Source organism: Sulfurovum sp. MH2-6 (genome assembly GCF_058374785.1).
The window spans coordinates 842991-859559 of record NZ_CM178170.1; the positions used below are offsets into that span (position 1 = coordinate 842991).

Consider the following 16569-nt stretch of genomic DNA (forward strand, 5'->3'; position numbering starts at 1 on the left):
AACAGCTTTTGATCCCTCTCTTCCCCTTACAGAAGTATCGTCTCAAAAAAACCATTATAGTATAGATGTGTTAAAAGAAAACATATGAGAGTAGATGGCAACGATATATAATGAATAAGAATTGGATAAAAGCATGAGAGATAGCTGTTTATCTCTCTACGCTTCCGCAGTGAGTTTATTGATGGCTGACATAGATCAGCTTGTCAGTCTCAAAGCCTGCTTCTTTGGCCTTTCTGATCAGACGGGACTGGATCTCAGGTGCCAGCTCCGGGGTGCGTGAGAGTATCCAGAAGTAGGAGTGGTCCGGTCCGCTGATCATCGTATAGCTCTCATAGTCGGTATCCATAACGACATACGCCCCGTAGAACGGCCCGAAGAAAGAGACCTTCAAAAATCCGGTGTTGGGATTTTCGACAAAGTAGGCTTTGCCTTCCGCCTCTTTCCAGCGTCTCTTTTGTGTTTCAAATCCCCGGTTGATCACTTTGACTCCGCCGTCCTCACGCAGGGAGTAGGTGGCAGTGATCTTCTCCAGTCCCCGTTCGAAAGAGTGGTCAAGCCGTGCGATCTCATACCAGGTACCGAGGTAACGGTCGAGTTGAAAGTGCTCTACCGGTGTTACATGTTTCGGTCTTTCGACACAGCCTGTGAGCAGGGCGATAAGAATCAACCACAAATGTTTCATGATGCACTCCTTTCATGGGCAGGATCATTTTTTCTATTATAGCATCACTGGGTAACGGTTCATAGGATTTATTTAAATGTTCATCTTTTTGAAAGGTTTTTATAGATGTCTTGACAATAATTGTTAAAACAACTATAATTGTCTCTATCAGGAGTCAGTCATGAAATTTAATATGGATCAATCCCTGGGATTTGTCTTGAATAGAACAGCTATCGCTTCCAAAAACAGCTTTAACCACTTGATCAGATCGTATGGGATCTCACCTGAGCAGTGGTCGGTGATCTTTCGTATCGTTGAGTCTGACGGGATCAGCCAGAAGGCATTGGCAGAGGGGACCTACAGAGACCAGGGAAATCTGACCAGGATGCTCGACAGGCTGATAGAGAAAGGGTATGTCAGAAGAGAAGCGGATAGCGACGACAGGCGGGCGATCAGGCTTTTTGCTACAGAGAAGTCTGTCGCGGTGGCAGAGGAGATCATTCCTTTGTCCAGTACACATAATGCAAATATGACCGACGGTTTCAGTCACGAGGAGCAAGCGATGCTGATCGCGCTTCTCGACAGAGTCTATCACAATATTCAAAAGGATGAAAATGAAAAATAAAACAGTATTGATCACCGGTGCGAACGGCGGGCTTGGACAAGCGTTTGTTCAAGGCGTATTGGCACAAAAACCCAAAAAGGTTTATTGTGCTGCAAGAGATATAAAAAGTCTGGAAGAGATCAAGAAACTCAGTTCTGATATCGAGACCATTGCGTTGGATATCACGGATAAGGATTCTATCAGTCATGCAGCTGAAACGATCGATTCCCTTGACATATTGATCAACAATGCAGGGGTCAATACAAACAGCAGACTGTTCGATAACAGCTTTCTGGACCTGGATGTCAATTTCAAAGGGACAGTCAATCTCACAGAAGCATTTTTCGATCACCTAAAGGCCTCTAAGGGAAAAGTAGTCACTATTACCTCTGTCCTCGCTTTGGTAAATTTGCCTCTGATGGCGAATTATGCGATATCAAAAAGCGCTTTACATTCGTTTACCCAGGCTTTAAGAGCGGAGTTTGGTCTTTTTGGCGGTGAGGTCTATGAGGTACTCCCCGGTCCGATCGAAACGAGAATGACAGAAGGGTTCCCTATGCCAAAGGCAAAACCTGAGGAGATTGTGAGCTGTGTGATTGAAGCGATCAAAAATAAAGAGTTTGAGGTCTATCCGGACGGTTTCTCTCAAATGGTAAAGCAGAGACTGCAGAGCGAACCGGAGAAACTCATTGAAGAGTTTGCCATGGCTATTGCAGCTCAGTAAGTTTGATATCCTTCATGATGCAGAAGGATTCTTTCCCCTTCTGCCGGGATCTTTTCTCCGATTGATCTCTGAAACACTTTGATCTTTGTTAGACTTCGATTAATGATACTAAGCTACAATCTAGTAGATGATGGATGGAACAGTCCTGGTTGTCTATATCCCGGGGAAAGAGAGAGGAAAAATGTCTACTAAGACTTTATTGCAAGATGTGTCAAAAATTTTCAAGAAACTCAATTTGCTTTACTATGAATATGATAAATACCAAAACAAGTTTATCGTAGACAGAAGGTATAGTAAAGAGACTACCTATGATGAGCTGATCAAACTTACTTATGAACTCTCCAAGCATGATATTGAGTTTTTCAAAGATGAAAAATCCAACATCGTTATCTCGCCTAAGTGTGATCTTCTCTCCCCTTTGAAACAGAGGTTCAAGAATATCTCTTATGAGTTTAAAAGTTACCGTAAAAATATCTACATACTCAGTGACAAACAGGTGGAACATGCGAAAAACCTGCAGCTTATCCAAACAAAGGTGATAGAGCAAAAGCTGGATCTCAGTGGATACGATGCATTGATATTTACCTCTAAAAACGGTGTAAAATATGCAGACAAACTCACCTCTGAATGGAAGAAGATCCCCTCTTATGCTATTTCCGCTCAGACGGCCAAAGAGATCAAAGACTTGAAGGGCAAAGTCGCTCTTGTAGGAAAAGAAAATCACGGTGATGAGTTTGCATATGAGCTTTTGGAGCACCTGAAAGGGAAAAAAATAGCCTATTTGGGAGCACGAAAAATTGTTTCGAACATGATCGGAATTTTTAAAGAGCATAAGATCGAGTGTGATTATATCCCTGTTTATGAAACAGTCTGCAGTGAGTATAAAAGGAAAATAAAATTGCCTTCTGATTCTATCATTATCTTCTCTTCCCCTTCCACCATCGAGTGTTTTTTTAAGAAGGTGACATGGGATAAAAGTTTTACCGCTATCAGTATAGGAAGAACGACGGCAAAATATTTCCCGGACTACATCAAACCGATGATAGCGGACAACACCTCATTGAAGAGTTGTGTCTGTAAAGCACTGAGTTTATAACTATCCCAATAGAACAATCAAGAAAGATGCCGTACTACTTCTTGATAAGAAATAGACGCAGCAGGCCAACACCAAAGAGTAGAAGGGCAAAATTTTCATAGTGTCTATCATAGGCGACTAAAAAGATCGCAGCGAGCATCATACCCAGGGTGACCGTTACAGAAGAGACCTTATGACTGAGTTTTTGCTCGATCACCTCCAGCTGCTGTTTGGAGAGTTCTACGCTGAGATTCTCCTCGCTTATCTTATAGATACTGCTTCGAAATGCTCTGATATCGAGAGGAAATTGGCTGAACTCATCAATGAGCGTCTCAAGGATACTCTCTTTTGCACCCAGTGCCCTGGGGATGTTTTTCTGCAGAATGGGGAGGATATCCTTGATACCGTTGAAGTTCTCGATATAGGTGGTTCCCAGACCCTCGATGATCGCACTTACCCTCAGGATATAGATCGCTTCCTGCGGCAACTTGAAGGGAAGGTTACGGGTCTTCTCCAGTACCTCAAATGCCAGTAACTGCATACTGGCACTGTCAAGGGCATCATTGTTGAAGATCTCGAACATACTTTCGGTAAATTCGGCCAGCTCGCTTGTGGGTGCATCATAGGCGATCGTTCCCAGACGTTTACTGGCATTGACATAGCGTTCATAGTCCTGTTCATTGGCTGCTTTGATGAGTTCGATGATCGCTATACGCGTTTCATTCGGTACCCGTTTTACCATTCCGAAATCCAGCAGGATCAGCTGCCCCTCTTTAGAGATGAGGAGGTTCCCCGGGTGCGGATCGGCATGGAAAAAACCCTTGACCAGCATCTGCTCGGTATAAAAAGTGACAAGAGTATCGATAATGGGTCGGATATCGATCTCGGCATTTTCAATGGAAGCCTTGTCATCAAACCGGAACCCCTCTTCAAAACTCATCACCAGTGCATCATCGCTGCTCAGTGACTCATAGGCAACAGGAAACCGCACGCCCATATCCGCATAGGTCTCAGAAAACCGGATCAGATTGGCCCTCTCCTGGTTGAGGCTTACCTCTTTGAGTATCATCGAGGAGAACTCCGTGATCACCGCTTCAATGGAGTGTTTTGTATAGTGCGAAAAGAGCGGGCGGAAGAGGCGGTTAAACATTGTGAGGATACGGATATCTGCACGTACCTGTCTCTCTATCCCTTCACGACGCAGCTTTACAGCCACTTTGGTTGTGTCGTCCAGCCAGGCTTCATGTACCTGACCGATGGAAGCTGAAGCGATAGGTTCCTTTTTAAACTCTCTGAAGGGGGTTTTCTCAAAGGCACGCTCAAAGACCTCCTGCATGGTTGTCTCATCCATCGGTGGAAGTTCATCATGCAGTGTTTTGAGTGCATTCAGATAGTGCGGTGGGAAGAAGTCGTTACGCGTGGCAAGGACTTGCGCAAGTTTGATGAAACTTGCTCCCAGAGAAGTGATGACCTCTGTGAGTTTTTCTGCACTCAGGGGAGAGAAGAGCAGAAAACGCTCACGCTTGCGTATCAACAGGTAGAGTGTCAGCAGTACCTGAAAGACGTGCCATATCCTTAGAGGGGAGTAGAGTTTGTACTGCACTACTTCTCTTTCAACGCCTCAATGTCTGCCTTCGTGGCAAGGCCCATCTCATCGATCACCTCTTTGAGTGCTTCTTTGATCTTCTCTTTGAGTTTTTCTTCTTCCTCTTCACCGCGTGTCTGAAGTTTCTCCAAAAACTTGTCGGCATCCTCTTTGCTGAGTTTGCCTCTCTCTTCAAGCTTTTTAACCTCTTCATCGATACGCTCTTTGAGCAGTACTGCACCGCCCAGCCCGGTATAAAGAATATCTTTGATCATGGTATCTCCTTTTTTCCTATTATAGCATGCTATCTAAGCAGATGATAGGCTCTCTGTGACCATTCATTACTTTTTGTCTGGAGATCAATCAATTTTGCTATTTTTCCCAAGAAGAAAAAGAACGATTTTACGAAATCTCTTGATGAGGTTGTATGTTCTATGTGTCACACAAGTTTTGAATCTCTGTTTGTAGGTCGGGGTGCCTCACCCCGACACCATACATATTGTCTCTATAAGAGGTGGGTGTCGGGATAAGGGTATCCCGACCTACAGATACCGGAGAGATGATCATTGCCTTTTTTTATATGATTGGAAGTGCTGAAGTGAGGATATCCTTCCGCGTAGGGTACGTAACCACGCACCAAAATAGAGTCTGTAGCTCTCTGCTTACTCTATCCTGTGCTTTTTCCCCATGAAGAAGAGTGCGATTTTCCGAAAGCGTTTGATGGCTCTATAGAGCGGAAGGGTAAGCCATGGGGCAAATCCCCATATGCGATGCAGCTTTCCCAGAAAAGCGTTACGGACGATCAGTGTGTCTAGATAGGCAAGTGCCTCGGTACCCTGCAGACAGCGCCCCTCTGTTTCTATGATCATCCCGTCGTTGATATCGAGGTGCGGACATTTGCTACGGATCTCCTGAAGTGATTCCCTCGCATTGATAAGATGAAGTTCATGGCTCTCTTTGAGTTTAAGGAAATCGGCATAATGGTTACAGAAGGGGCACGCCTTGTCATAATAGAGTATCAGCTTCTGTTTCATCCGTCTGACTCCTTCCTCTCTGAGTGTGCATTTTTTGCTTCTTGATAGATCGAGCGGATCATGTTTCTAAAAACAAGGTAATGAAGAGGGGTCAGTAGATACCAGTAGAATCTGCCCCAAAGACCGCGAGGATAGAAGTAGGCGGTCTGAATAAACACATCATCCTGCAGCTTGAACTCCAGCCAGGCTTTACCGGGCAGTTTCATCTGTGCACGCAAGAGTAGACGCTCGTTGGGAATGAGCTCTTCAACTCTCCAAAAATCAACACTCTCTCCGACTCTGAGCTTCTGTGCATCGCGTCTGCCCCGGTTCAGTCCTGCACCTCCGATCAGCTTATCCATCCCGCCCCGTATCTTCCAGAGCCAGTCATATCCAAACCATCCCTCTTTACCGCCTATGGAGCAGAAGGTATGGAAAAGCGCTTCTTTGGATACATCTTCAAGCGGTACTCTTTGACGGTCTGTCAGGATCGCAGTAGAAGGGTCATGGGTGTGTTGCTCTTCCCAAAGGTCCACGCCTCCTCCGGCATCACTCCACCGGCTGTAGACCTGGTTGTTCTCCATTTCTCGGATCGCTTTTTGGACCGCTTCCTGAAAGGATGAAGGGTGAATATGGGGAAAATACGCTTTTGCATTGTCGTTCTGGATCACCACCTCCGAGGAGAGTCCCTCGATGAGAGACTTGGCGATATTGTAAGGCACGGGGGTAAAGAGGTTCAGCCAATAGGAGGAGAGTTTGATCGTCAGTATCGGAAGCGGTAGGATGATACGGCGCAGCCCCAATGCTCTGGCACAGGAGAGCATCATCTCTTTGTAGGTCATCTTCTCGCTGCCGATATCCACCATAAGGTTTTGGTCATACTCCAGATCCTTCGCACTCTCAAGATAGGCGATCACATCATCTACTCCGATAGGCTGTGCCAGGGTATTGACCCATTTTGGAGTGACCATGATGGGCAGTTTTTCTGTGAGGTGGCGTATGATCTCAAAACTGGCACTGCCCGAACCGATGATGACCCCTGCGCGTATCCAGATAGTCTCTATCCTGTCGGGCCGGCTGGAGAGGATCTCTCCTGTCTCTATGCGGCTGAGAAGGTGTTCGCTGGCATGCTCTTTGATCCCCAGACCGCCCAGGTAGATGATGCGTTTCACTCCGCACTTGATGGCGGCATCCAGGAAGTTTTGTGCGCTTTGTCTGTCCAGCTCCCGGTAGTTGGGTGCCTGCAGGGAGTGTATCAGGTAGTAGGCTGCATCAACCCCCTCAAGCGCGCTTTCCAGAGAGGCAGTGTCAAAGGTATTTCCCTGAAACACTTCGGCTTTCTGATGTATCTCTCTGTCAAGACTTTTGGGGTTGCGTACCAGAAGACGCAGTGAGATATCCTGCTCAAGCAGTTTCTGCTTCAGCCGCCGCCCGATATATCCGTTTGCACCTGTTAAGAGTACTTTCATCTCTACTCCTTTTCTCTGCTCTATTATCGTTCTATTATCGTTCTATTATAGAGTATTTTTTGAGGTTTGTATAGGTGAATGGGAGAGTGACATTATGGATAAATATCAGCGAAACAGCTTCCTCTCATACCCATAGAGATCATTTCTGAACTGCACGACTCCCTCTTCATCCACCCAGACAGTATGGTACTCCACATAGACGGGTATAGGCTCGGGCAGTGTGATCCTTTCATTTTGATCCGTATCATATTCATAGCCTAACTGGTTCAGAAGTTCCATCGGTTTCTCCAGCCGTATACACCCGTGAGAAAATGCTCTGACCCTTCTCTGAAACAACGGTTTTGTCGGCGTATCATGCATATAGACATTGTATCCGTTGGGAAATAAAAACTTCACCAGCCCCAACGCGTTGTTAGGACCTTCCTTTTGATAGAGTTTCCCCTGACTGTCAAAAGCAAAGCCGTTTCTTCTCAGATAACTTCCTGACTTGTGTGCATACTCCTTGGCATAGATCGACGGAGGAACATTCCATCTTGGATTTTTAACGATATACTGCATTTTGCGGTTGAGTACCGGAGTTCTCATCCTGGGCTTCCCTACGATCACTTTCATATCCAGTACGGGTCTGTGATGGAGATAGTAGTAGAGTTTGAATTCGGGGATATTGACCAAAATGTACTTTGATCCTTTCGGGCTTGCGATCCTTTCGAGCTCCAGATTCTTTTTGACTTTTGTGATGATACTGTGGAGAGAGCGTCTGAGCTCTCTTTTTGTCTGCGGACCGATGACACCATCCGCTTCCAGACCGTGCCTTCTCTGAAATTCAAGGATCTCTTCTGCAAACTCTACGGTGATTTGACTATCCTCCCTCAGCTTAGCATCCTGCAGAAGGTTCAGTACCCTTTTGGTCCGGATGACATCTTCTTCCTCATTGCCTTTAAAGCGAGGGGGCGTATAGATCTCAGGGAGCGTGTAGAGGTAGTTAAGATACTCTTTCAGACCCTGATACCTTTTTGTATGCGGCATAAGCCTCATGACATAACGATAGATACTGCCTCTGCGCTCCGCTTCCCTGAATGCCTCTTTGTTGACTCTTCTATACTTGTTCCTGTCTCCCCTGAGCCTGTGGTAGTTGATGGAACCGTTCAATAGACACTGGGTGATCTGATAGTTCGTTTTGCCGTGGCACAGACTGTATCTTGTCTGGTAGCGTTGCAGGTCCGGATCAGGTACGGAAGCAAATATAAATACGGGTAGAAGTAAAAAGATTATCTTTTTCATATCACATCATAACATAGAGATGATTTGTTCATTGGTATTTGTAACTTTTTTTGTCTCCCTGCTATCTCTCGGGTACGAATAGGAGCAGTACCACCGATTGGCTTACCCATAACATTTTCTATTCTCCAGAGCCTATCATTTCTAAACTGTCTATAGGGATGATGAGATATAGTACAAATATTGCATATCAATTCACTTCATAAAAAAGGAGAAATGAATGGAAAATGAAATTCGGGATAGGTATGTTACTTTTCAAAATATAGACTGTTATGAGAATGCGTCAATGGTCCTTGATGCAATGAAAGAACTATTTACATTGGAGCCTAAATCAAAGAACGGGTTTTGGGTAAACTTTATGGAGAAAATTCCGGAAAACTATAAAGAAGTGTATGCAAAGGATAAACACAGAGATACTTTGTATCAGGTGTGTTCCAACGTTTTTTATATCTTTGATCTGTTTGAAGCATATGACTTTGAAAAAGGGATCGAACTCATGGATCAATGTGAATATGAATGTTGTTAAAACCTTGAAGCAGCTTATCGTAACTTAGATCATATCTCATCTTAAGGTGCCAAACGCTCGATCCTCCATCCCTTGCTTTGGTTTCTTTTGTATATAAGCTGTTCAATAGATATTTGAAAAGGGGCAGCTTTTGATGAAACTGGTTGAATAGATCATTGAAAATCATAAGGAAAAACCGGAGATCACTCTTGTATATGAGGTGCTTTGCATTGCAATTAATATGTATATGATTTCATTAACAATTTATATAAGACTTTAACATGATTTCAAACTCTTCTTGCAAATGATACGGTTCAATCACTTTGATCTGAGGCAACCACTTTTTTAAAATCTCAAACAATTCCCTTTTGTCAGTAATAGATATGGTCAGTTCATAGGTACCGTCACTATTCTTTTTGAGATACTGACCTTTAATAGGCTTTCTTATAAAATATATCGCTGCATTTTGTTGTAGCAGCAGTATAACTTCAAATGGTTTTTCTTTTGGATTGAACCAGATATTGACCGCTTTTTCCATACGTTCAAGTAAACTATGATCCTGTGAAAATTGTTTATCGGATATGTTCAAGTCTGTAATCTCTTTGAGATAGAACTTGATAAAGTGCTCTTTGTATTTGCACAAAAGATACCAAAATCCATCAAATATAACGATTTTATAAGGATGTACATCTTTATAGGTTTTTATTTGATCAGGCACATGCCACCGTTTATATTTGAATGTAACTGTATACTTGTCTGAGATCGCCTTTTCAAGGGCCTCAATCAAATCCATTTTTTCAGAGATGTCCTCTACATCTATACGAGTATAAAATGGTGATTGGATATATTTTTGCAGACGACGGAGTGATACCTGTGCTTTGGTATAGAACTCCCCGCCTATATCTTTAGAGAGACTATCCAGCATTGAAATAGTTGAATTGGCATCTTTTGAAGTATTATATTGTGTAGAGAGCGTATATTTTTTACCATCATATGCCCGTATGATTCCATAGTTTCCTTCTTTGAGTTTATCAAAGTCTCTTTGCACTGTTTTTGTCGTGGTTTGCCACTCTTTAGCGAGTTCTGAAATTGAAAGTGTTTCTCCATTCTTTAGTCGTTCTAAGATAATGTTGTGTCTTTGATGTTGTTTTAGTGATGGCATAGATACTCTTTTAATATGAAACTTTTATATGGACATTTATTGTCTACATTGTATCATATAATTAGACTATCAAAGTTAAGGAGTAATCATATGCTGATAGATAAGAATGAAGAGGAAGATTATGCAGATTACACTTTTATGATGCGTCGAGAGGGGTATTATATCGGTTATTACGGAAGAACAACTCCTAATCAGTTTGAAAATGAAATTAGAAAAAAACTGGGGAATATTTTAAATAATGCTCAGGCTTTTTCGATAGATTTTTATGTAAATGAAAACTTTGACCTATCTCTGATTACAACCCTTTATGATAGAATTGATCCTCTTTTTCCAAGAGGAATAAGCGGTTTTTACAATACTCATTTTGATATGAGTATTGTAGATGATTTTTTTGAATATGAGATACTTTTGTCTGGAATTGAAAAAAATAATCTTCAGTAAGGATGCATTAATGGTACAACACAAGTTAGATGAGTTATATACAAAGGTTCTAGATAAGAAAGAAATACAAAATATATTTCCTTCTGATATCTTGGGAAAAATATCTGCTCCGCATCTTCTAAATATTGATCAGAATTATTTAGAAGTTGATATTAGAATCCTTTTTGTAGGGAAAGAGACCAATAAGTGGTGGGGTAAATTAAAGCATTTTTTGGAAGTTGAGGATGCAATAGATATATTAAAACAACGTTATCGTGTTAAGTTTTTTGGTGGTGAAGTTCCAAAATCAGGTGATATTAGTGTATCTAAGCCCTATAAAGCAGAAAAATATAGCACACCCTTTTTTACCGAATACAAAAAAGTAAGCGAAGCGTTATGTGATGGAAAGCCTGGTGCTTTAGTTTGGTCAAACTTATTAAAAATGGATTTAGAGAGAGGGAAAAAGTACTCTCGAAATGCAAAATCAAATGAACAGATAGTATCACTATCTAAAGAGATATTTCTTAAAGAGATTGAGATATTAAAGCCTGATTACATTATCTTTGCTACCAGCTATACCTATGATGATATCATCATAGAGTTTTTATCTGATCTCATAACTGAAAGTGAAGGTAATAAGGAAAAACGTTCATTGTGGAAATTTAAAATTGGTGATACTACTTGTTTTAGAACTTGGCACCCATCTACGATTCGTTATAAAGCAGAAAAATCAAAATATGAATATTATCAAGATATTATCAATCATATTTCAACTGAAAGACTTAATAAGGTACAACAAAAGAAGAGTGAAATCAATGAATTAAGAGAAATATGAAAACAATAGAATAAAAATATATCTACAAAGGGAAATAGTCATGAGGAGACTGAAAAGAATAAAAATACGTAACAGGATCTATACCATACTCCAATCTATGTCTAAAGAAGAAATAGAAGAAGCGGCAAAGAACATAGGATATGACTCTACTAAAAAAGGATTGAAAACTTTAGAGATATTTTTAATGCATAAAGATATATGTACATGGGTTGAAAGTGGTTATCGTGATTCTAAATATACTGCTTTGGAATTTTTGTTAAAACTTTGTGAGCTTTTAAAGATACATCCTGGAATGTGCTCAGATGAACTCGAAACGGAGAGAAAATTTTTACACGATGCAGAAAAATTCAGGTCGACATATATCAATGTGAACACTATTGATAATCCAAATCCAATGACTAAGGTTTTGGATCCTTTTGAGAGTTTAAGAGTATTAGAACGTCCGTATATTGATGAATTGATTGGTAGAACAGATCAGGAAATATTCATTCTAATATCAAATATAATAAAAGAACATTATGCAGATAATGGTGGCAGGATATTATGGGGTGACATAGTAAATTATACCTATTATCATCATGATAAAAAATCTTATATATTTGATAATGATGGTAATCAAATAGAAAATATATAAGTCATAGAGAGTAGAGCAATATTTAGATACAAAGAAAAAATCATGGATGTGGGATTATACGAAATGATGATGTTTAATATAAAAAAGGTTGAAAATGGTTACAAGAGAAAAATATGAAATAATTAAAGAAAAATATGGTGTTCATTCAAGTTGGGCTATATGGGCAGATGAAGATAGCTCATCAATAAACAAGATGTCTGATTTAAATATTTTTGACATTGAAAGTAATAAAGATCTATTAAACTTACTAAATCCAAATATAGTTTTTGTAGGATTAAATATATCAGGGAAAACTCCAACTACATTTAGCAATTTTCATAATAGTTATAATGATTCAAAAATTAGAGATGCCTTTAAAAATACTCGTTTTTACGGTGGGTATATGACTGACATTATTAAACGTTATGCAGAGTCAGATTCAATGAAAATGATAAGTCATTTAAAGAATCAGGAAGCATTGGAAGAAGAAAATATAAAAACTTTTCAAAATGAACTGAATGAATTAGGTGGCGAAAATATTGAAATAGTGGCTTTTGGAAACAGTACTTATGAGATATTACATAGAAATGGTTTTACAGAAAAATATAAAGTAATGAGAGTACCTCATTATAGTGCGAGAGCATTTAATAATAAAGAGATGTATATTAATGTTGTTAAAAAAATATTAAATATTGAAATATAAGGATGTCGAACATGGAAGAAAATAAAATAATATTGAACTCAAAATTCTTAAAAGTTTTTAGCGAAGATGAACTTAAAGACATTATAGATAATGCAACTTCCATTAGTGCTGATTGTATTGTTATAGCAATAGAAAACAATTACTTTGAACTTAGTGCTGATGTAGATGATGAATTAGATATTCATTGTGATGAACATAATAATTCGTCAGCTAGAAAGTTATCAAAAGATGAGTTTATGAGGTTGTATAAAAGTAGTCCTTTAATGGGTACAGTAAAACTTAGTCTCAATGAATAAAAGGCAAAAAAGTGGAGCAACAATTTAAGGATTATGGTAAAGGTGAATACCTGGGTTCCAGTAAAGATATGGCACATCACAAATATGATGCTTACAAAGTGGAAGATGAGATACATTTAGTATATGAGAATGGGCAGGTTGCTACTAAAAATATTCAGATAGTAAAAGATAATATGGATGCTTATCTCTGGACACCATTTGTAGAGTGGGTTTAATATTTGTGAGTATATAACCCAATAAAACAATCAAGTAAATTATTATGTATCTTTTATGATATGAATGTGATAAACAATTAGCTATTATTTATAAATATTAAAAGGGAAATAAAATTGAACTTATCAAAATCGCTCTATACAAGAGGACTGCAATGCTCGAAATCTCTATGGCTTAAAAAATATAAGGCAGATGTACTTACTCCACCAGATGCATCAGCTAAAGCTATCTTTGAAACGGGAGAGAAAGTGGGAGCATTGGCCTGGCAACTTTTTCCTGAGGGTAAAGAGATACCATTTGAGGGTACAACATATGATGAGAAGATGGCCCTTACCAAACAATGGATGGATGAAGGTATTAAAAATATTTACGAGGCTACATTCAAATACGATGATATTCTGGTAATGGTAGATATACTTCATATCAATGAAGATGGCAGCGTAGAAATAAATGAAGTGAAGAGTTCTACTGAGGTAAAAGATGTTTATTTGCATGATGCTTCTATACAATATTATGTACTCAATGGTCTAGGTTATGATGTTAAAAAAACAAATATAGTGCATATCAATAATAAGTACGTAAGAGATGAAGAACTTGAAGTAGATAAACTTTTTTCAATTGTAGATGTATCCGACGAGGTACTAGATTTACAGGCTGATATTCCTACATATTTACAATACTTTCGAAAGCAGTTAGCCAATAAAGATGTAGAACCAGATATAGGGATAGGTAAACATTGTACTAACCCATATGATTGTGATGCAATAGAGTACTGTTGGAATAATATCCCTGAATATAGTATTTTTAATATATCAAGATTGAAAATTGATAAAAAGTTTCAGATGTATCATGATGGTATTATAGAGTTTCAAGATATTACAGATATATCAAGCTTTTCTACCTCTCAACAAGTACAAATAAAGTCTGAACAGACGAATAGTTCTATTATCAATAAAGAGGCTATAAAGGAGTTCATAGACGGACTAACGTATCCTATTTATCATTTAGATTTTGAAACATTTCAACAAGCAATACCTGAATGGAAAGGCATAAGTCCATTTATGAAAATACCATTTCAGTACTCGCTTCATGTCGAGCATAAAGATAAACCTTTAGAACACTATGAGTTTTTGGCTCAAGAAGGAGTAGATCCACGATATGAGTTGGCAAAAAGATTGGTGGAAGACATACCAACTGATGTAACTGTGCTTGCATACAATATGGGATTTGAAAAAGGTGTGATTCGGGAATTAGCAGCTATGTTTGATGAATTTGCACCAAAACTTCTAGCGATACATGACAATATACAAGACTTAATGACGCCATTTCAAAAGAAAGACTACTATGTGCCTTCAATGAGAGGAAGCTATTCAATAAAGTATGTTTTACCTGCTCTTGTTCCTGAAATGGAAAAAGCATATAAAGAGCTTGATGGTGTTCAAAATGGTGGTGATGCCATGCAGACTTATGCAAAATTGGCTCATATGGATGATAAAGAAGAAGTAGCGAGATTTCGTGAAGCACTATTGAGATATTGTGAGCTTGATACATTGGCGATGGTTAAGGTTTTAGAGAAATTAAAGGAGAATGTGAGATGAGTGAAAATAAATGTAACTATGATGATATCAAAGATTATAAAAGTGCTTTTAAATGTTTTGAACAAAGATTTTTAATTGATAACAAGTCTATTTTTAGGTTAGCAGATACTGATAAAATTTTAATACAAAAAAGTATTAATTACTTAATGGAAAATTTTGTAAATAATGGTTACTCTGGCGATGCTAGTTTTATTGATAAAATTGAACATCAATTAGTTAAAGAACCTATACATAAATCAAATGATGATTCTGTTGTTAAAAATGCAATAGAAGTTTTGGCTACAATTGTTTGGCTTTGGAGAGTTCCACCTGCAAATGCAAAAGATAGAAGTGCAAGTGTAATAGAAATTTTAAACCTACATGATGACTTAAAAGATATTAATATTAAGGATAACCCATTTTTCAAAGAATTTTCAGGATTTGCTTCAACGGGTACATATTATAATACTAATAAACCAACTGAACTAGCTTATATTATTAAGTTTCTACAAAAATATTTAGAAGTAGATAATAAAGATGCGATAGAAATTTTAAAAGACAAAGCTTTTGATGGAAAAATGGAGATAAAAACCACGAAAGATTATTCAAAATACAAAGATGGTAAAAAAGATAAAACAGGGACAGAACTAAAGATAGACACAAAACCGGATACTTCACATGATAAACCCAGAACAGTATCCATTCATAATGCACTCCTTCATCTATTCGAAAGTGAAAATTATCAACCAATTCTTAGTAATGACCATAAAGAGAAAATATCCAAAACATTCTCTAAAATATTTAATATTCAAGAAGATGATATTGATGAGTCTTTGAAGAAAATAAAAGAAAAATTGGAAGAGCTTAAGATTGTAGATACTACAAAATTACACCTTTTTTATGATCAGAATATAAACAATATATGGCAAGGTGGAATTGATTTTGAATCTAAGAATATGATTTTACATGGTGCACCTGGTACAGGTAAAACATATATGACAGAAGAGACTATTAAGTCAAGAAAGATAATTGAAAAAAATAGTGAATATGAACTTGTACAGTTTCATCCAAGTTATGGGTATGAAGATTTTATTGAAGGTATTAAACCTGTTGGGCTAGAAAATGGTCATATGAAGTTTGAACTTAAAAATGGTGTATTTAAGAAGATGTGTATAGATGCATTCAAAGATCTTAAAAGAGCTAAACAAAATGGAGAAAATCCAAAGACTTTTTATTTTATAGCCGATGAAATCAATAGAGCCGAACTTTCAAGAGTGTTTGGTGAACTTTTATTATGTTTAGAAGATGATAAAAGACTACGCTTTGATGAAAATGGAAAATTATTAGGAACTAAGGTTAAAACACCAAATAGTGCCTTATGGAATGAAAATCATGCTGTTGTGATTGAAGCTAATGAAATGTACTTTGGTGTGCCGGAGAATCTCTATTTTATTGGGACGATGAATGATATTGATAGAAGTGTAGATAGCTTTGATATGGCTCTTAGAAGAAGATTTGTTTGGAAACATTATAGATGTGATTACGATGTGATTGAAAATCAATATGAAAAAGATGATAAAGTCAGTAATTATATACAATGTTGTAAAAATTTGAATGAACATATTACATCAACCAATGGCTTTAATTTAAGTGATTCGTATGAGTTAGGACAATCATATTTTATGAAACCAACTAAAATAATTAAAAAAGAGTTAGAAAGGGTTTGGGTAGAACATATTGCACCAATTTTAAAAGAATATTTGCGGGCTGAATATAGTGAACAAGAGATACAAGCGCATTTAGATAGTGCAAAAAAAGTTTATACTGAAAACTAAA

The 16569-nt window shown here is 38.4% G+C and carries 19 protein-coding genes; 12 read left to right on the plus strand and 7 right to left on the minus strand.

The features are described 5' to 3' along the window. Positions 1–175: 175 nt before the first annotated feature. Positions 176–682 carry a lipocalin family protein gene (locus tag AC4JOV_RS04170; RefSeq protein WP_229936403.1) on the minus strand — a complete coding sequence of 169 codons (507 nt, stop codon included), beginning with the start codon at positions 680–682 and terminating at the stop codon, positions 176–178. A 160-nt stretch (positions 683–842) separates the two neighbouring features. Between AC4JOV_RS04170 and AC4JOV_RS04175 the strand changes: the two genes are divergently transcribed. The 3 genes from AC4JOV_RS04175 (at position 843) to AC4JOV_RS04185 (ending at position 3085) form a co-directional block, all read left to right on the plus strand. Next, positions 843–1286 (plus strand): MarR family winged helix-turn-helix transcriptional regulator, encoded by a 444-nt coding sequence (locus tag AC4JOV_RS04175; RefSeq protein ID WP_229936402.1) that lies wholly within the window; start codon positions 843–845, stop codon positions 1284–1286. Then, complete coding sequence (locus AC4JOV_RS04180; protein WP_229936401.1) at positions 1276–1989, plus strand: SDR family NAD(P)-dependent oxidoreductase; 714 nt, start codon at positions 1276–1278, stop codon at positions 1987–1989. The genes AC4JOV_RS04175 and AC4JOV_RS04180 overlap by 11 nt, the downstream gene beginning before the upstream one ends. Positions 1990–2119: 130 nt before the next feature. Beyond that, positions 2120–3085: a uroporphyrinogen-III synthase gene (locus tag AC4JOV_RS04185; RefSeq protein WP_229936400.1), complete on the plus strand. Its 966-nt coding sequence runs from the start codon at positions 2120–2122 to the stop codon at positions 3083–3085. Between the two features lie 34 nt (positions 3086–3119). Here the strand turns inward: AC4JOV_RS04185 and AC4JOV_RS04190 are convergent, their stop codons facing one another. From AC4JOV_RS04190 to AC4JOV_RS04210, 5 genes are all read right to left on the minus strand, one after another. After that, positions 3120–4667, minus strand: coding sequence for an ABC1 kinase family protein (locus AC4JOV_RS04190; RefSeq protein ID WP_229936399.1), 1548 nt, complete (start codon positions 4665–4667; stop codon positions 3120–3122). After that, a complete protein-coding gene (locus AC4JOV_RS04195; RefSeq protein ID WP_229936398.1) occupies positions 4667–4924 on the minus strand; it encodes a hypothetical protein in 258 nt (85 codons plus the stop codon). The genes AC4JOV_RS04190 and AC4JOV_RS04195 overlap by 1 nt, the downstream gene beginning before the upstream one ends. Before the next feature lie 387 nt (positions 4925–5311). Next, positions 5312–5683, minus strand: a complete 372-nt coding sequence (locus AC4JOV_RS04200; RefSeq protein WP_229936397.1) for a DCC1-like thiol-disulfide oxidoreductase family protein — start codon at positions 5681–5683, stop codon at positions 5312–5314. After that, positions 5680–7131 (minus strand): SDR family oxidoreductase, encoded by a 1452-nt coding sequence (locus AC4JOV_RS04205; protein WP_229936396.1) that lies wholly within the window; start codon positions 7129–7131, stop codon positions 5680–5682. The genes AC4JOV_RS04200 and AC4JOV_RS04205 overlap by 4 nt, the downstream gene beginning before the upstream one ends. A gap of 105 nt (positions 7132–7236) precedes the next feature. Then, positions 7237–8412 carry a L,D-transpeptidase family protein gene (locus tag AC4JOV_RS04210; RefSeq protein ID WP_229936395.1) on the minus strand — a complete coding sequence of 392 codons (1176 nt, stop codon included), beginning with the start codon at positions 8410–8412 and terminating at the stop codon, positions 7237–7239. Between the two features lie 217 nt (positions 8413–8629). On the opposite strand from AC4JOV_RS04210, the gene cowN reads away from it, so the two are divergent. Further along, positions 8630–8935 carry a N(2)-fixation sustaining protein CowN gene (gene cowN / locus AC4JOV_RS04215; RefSeq protein ID WP_229936394.1) on the plus strand — a complete coding sequence of 102 codons (306 nt, stop codon included), beginning with the start codon at positions 8630–8632 and terminating at the stop codon, positions 8933–8935. A 235-nt stretch (positions 8936–9170) separates the two neighbouring features. Here cowN and AC4JOV_RS04220 read toward each other — a convergent pair whose 3' ends face one another. Continuing rightward, positions 9171–10076, minus strand: a complete 906-nt coding sequence (locus AC4JOV_RS04220) for a helix-turn-helix transcriptional regulator (protein ID WP_229936393.1) — start codon at positions 10074–10076, stop codon at positions 9171–9173. A gap of 90 nt (positions 10077–10166) precedes the next feature. Between AC4JOV_RS04220 and AC4JOV_RS04225 the strand changes: the two genes are divergently transcribed. The 8 genes from AC4JOV_RS04225 to AC4JOV_RS04260 all read left to right on the plus strand — a co-directional run bounded on the left by AC4JOV_RS04225 (position 10167) and on the right by AC4JOV_RS04260 (position 16568). Further along, positions 10167–10517 carry a hypothetical protein gene (locus AC4JOV_RS04225; protein ID WP_229936392.1) on the plus strand — a complete coding sequence of 117 codons (351 nt, stop codon included), beginning with the start codon at positions 10167–10169 and terminating at the stop codon, positions 10515–10517. Between the two features lie 10 nt (positions 10518–10527). Then, positions 10528–11331, plus strand: coding sequence for a hypothetical protein (locus tag AC4JOV_RS04230; protein ID WP_229936391.1), 804 nt, complete (start codon positions 10528–10530; stop codon positions 11329–11331). 97 nt (positions 11332–11428) lie between these two features. Further along, complete coding sequence (locus AC4JOV_RS04235) at positions 11429–11965, plus strand: hypothetical protein (RefSeq protein WP_491522187.1); 537 nt, start codon at positions 11429–11431, stop codon at positions 11963–11965. A gap of 94 nt (positions 11966–12059) precedes the next feature. Then, the gene (locus AC4JOV_RS04240; RefSeq protein ID WP_229936389.1) at positions 12060–12647 is read left to right on the plus strand and encodes a hypothetical protein; all 588 of its coding nucleotides are present in this window, start codon (positions 12060–12062) and stop codon (positions 12645–12647) included. 11 nt (positions 12648–12658) lie between these two features. Beyond that, a complete protein-coding gene (locus AC4JOV_RS04245; RefSeq protein ID WP_229936388.1) occupies positions 12659–12943 on the plus strand; it encodes a hypothetical protein in 285 nt (94 codons plus the stop codon). An 11-nt stretch (positions 12944–12954) separates the two neighbouring features. Continuing rightward, positions 12955–13158 (plus strand): hypothetical protein, encoded by a 204-nt coding sequence (locus AC4JOV_RS04250; protein ID WP_229936387.1) that lies wholly within the window; start codon positions 12955–12957, stop codon positions 13156–13158. A 114-nt stretch (positions 13159–13272) separates the two neighbouring features. After that, positions 13273–14754, plus strand: coding sequence for a DUF2779 domain-containing protein (locus AC4JOV_RS04255; RefSeq protein WP_229936386.1), 1482 nt, complete (start codon positions 13273–13275; stop codon positions 14752–14754). After that, positions 14751–16568, plus strand: a complete 1818-nt coding sequence (locus AC4JOV_RS04260; RefSeq protein WP_229936385.1) for an McrB family protein — start codon at positions 14751–14753, stop codon at positions 16566–16568. The genes AC4JOV_RS04255 and AC4JOV_RS04260 overlap by 4 nt, the downstream gene beginning before the upstream one ends. Position 16569: the final 1 nt, after the last annotated feature.

What these genes read in the sequence shown, in the direction of transcription:
- AC4JOV_RS04205 (WP_229936396.1), bottom strand. Translation starts at nt 7,131, where the DNA reads ATGAAAGTACTCTTAACAGGTGCAAACGGATATATCGGGCGGCGGCTG.
- AC4JOV_RS04220 (WP_229936393.1), bottom strand. Translation starts at nt 10,076, where the DNA reads ATGCCATCACTAAAACAACATCAAAGACACAACATTATCTTAGAACGA.
- AC4JOV_RS04210 (WP_229936395.1), bottom strand. Translation starts at nt 8,412, where the DNA reads ATGAAAAAGATAATCTTTTTACTTCTACCCGTATTTATATTTGCTTCC.
- AC4JOV_RS04235 (WP_491522187.1), top strand. Translation starts at nt 11,429, where the DNA reads ATGTCTAAAGAAGAAATAGAAGAAGCGGCAAAGAACATAGGATATGAC.
- AC4JOV_RS04185 (WP_229936400.1), top strand. Translation starts at nt 2,120, where the DNA reads ATGGATGGAACAGTCCTGGTTGTCTATATCCCGGGGAAAGAGAGAGGA.
- AC4JOV_RS04225 (WP_229936392.1), top strand. Translation starts at nt 10,167, where the DNA reads ATGCTGATAGATAAGAATGAAGAGGAAGATTATGCAGATTACACTTTT.
- AC4JOV_RS04180 (WP_229936401.1), top strand. Translation starts at nt 1,276, where the DNA reads ATGAAAAATAAAACAGTATTGATCACCGGTGCGAACGGCGGGCTTGGA.
- AC4JOV_RS04195 (WP_229936398.1), bottom strand. Translation starts at nt 4,924, where the DNA reads ATGATCAAAGATATTCTTTATACCGGGCTGGGCGGTGCAGTACTGCTC.
- AC4JOV_RS04200 (WP_229936397.1), bottom strand. Translation starts at nt 5,683, where the DNA reads ATGAAACAGAAGCTGATACTCTATTATGACAAGGCGTGCCCCTTCTGT.
- AC4JOV_RS04170 (WP_229936403.1), bottom strand. Translation starts at nt 682, where the DNA reads ATGAAACATTTGTGGTTGATTCTTATCGCCCTGCTCACAGGCTGTGTC.
- cowN (WP_229936394.1), top strand. Translation starts at nt 8,630, where the DNA reads ATGGAAAATGAAATTCGGGATAGGTATGTTACTTTTCAAAATATAGAC.
- AC4JOV_RS04175 (WP_229936402.1), top strand. Translation starts at nt 843, where the DNA reads ATGAAATTTAATATGGATCAATCCCTGGGATTTGTCTTGAATAGAACA.
- AC4JOV_RS04260 (WP_229936385.1), top strand. Translation starts at nt 14,751, where the DNA reads ATGAGTGAAAATAAATGTAACTATGATGATATCAAAGATTATAAAAGT.
- AC4JOV_RS04245 (WP_229936388.1), top strand. Translation starts at nt 12,659, where the DNA reads ATGGAAGAAAATAAAATAATATTGAACTCAAAATTCTTAAAAGTTTTT.
- AC4JOV_RS04230 (WP_229936391.1), top strand. Translation starts at nt 10,528, where the DNA reads ATGGTACAACACAAGTTAGATGAGTTATATACAAAGGTTCTAGATAAG.
- AC4JOV_RS04240 (WP_229936389.1), top strand. Translation starts at nt 12,060, where the DNA reads ATGGTTACAAGAGAAAAATATGAAATAATTAAAGAAAAATATGGTGTT.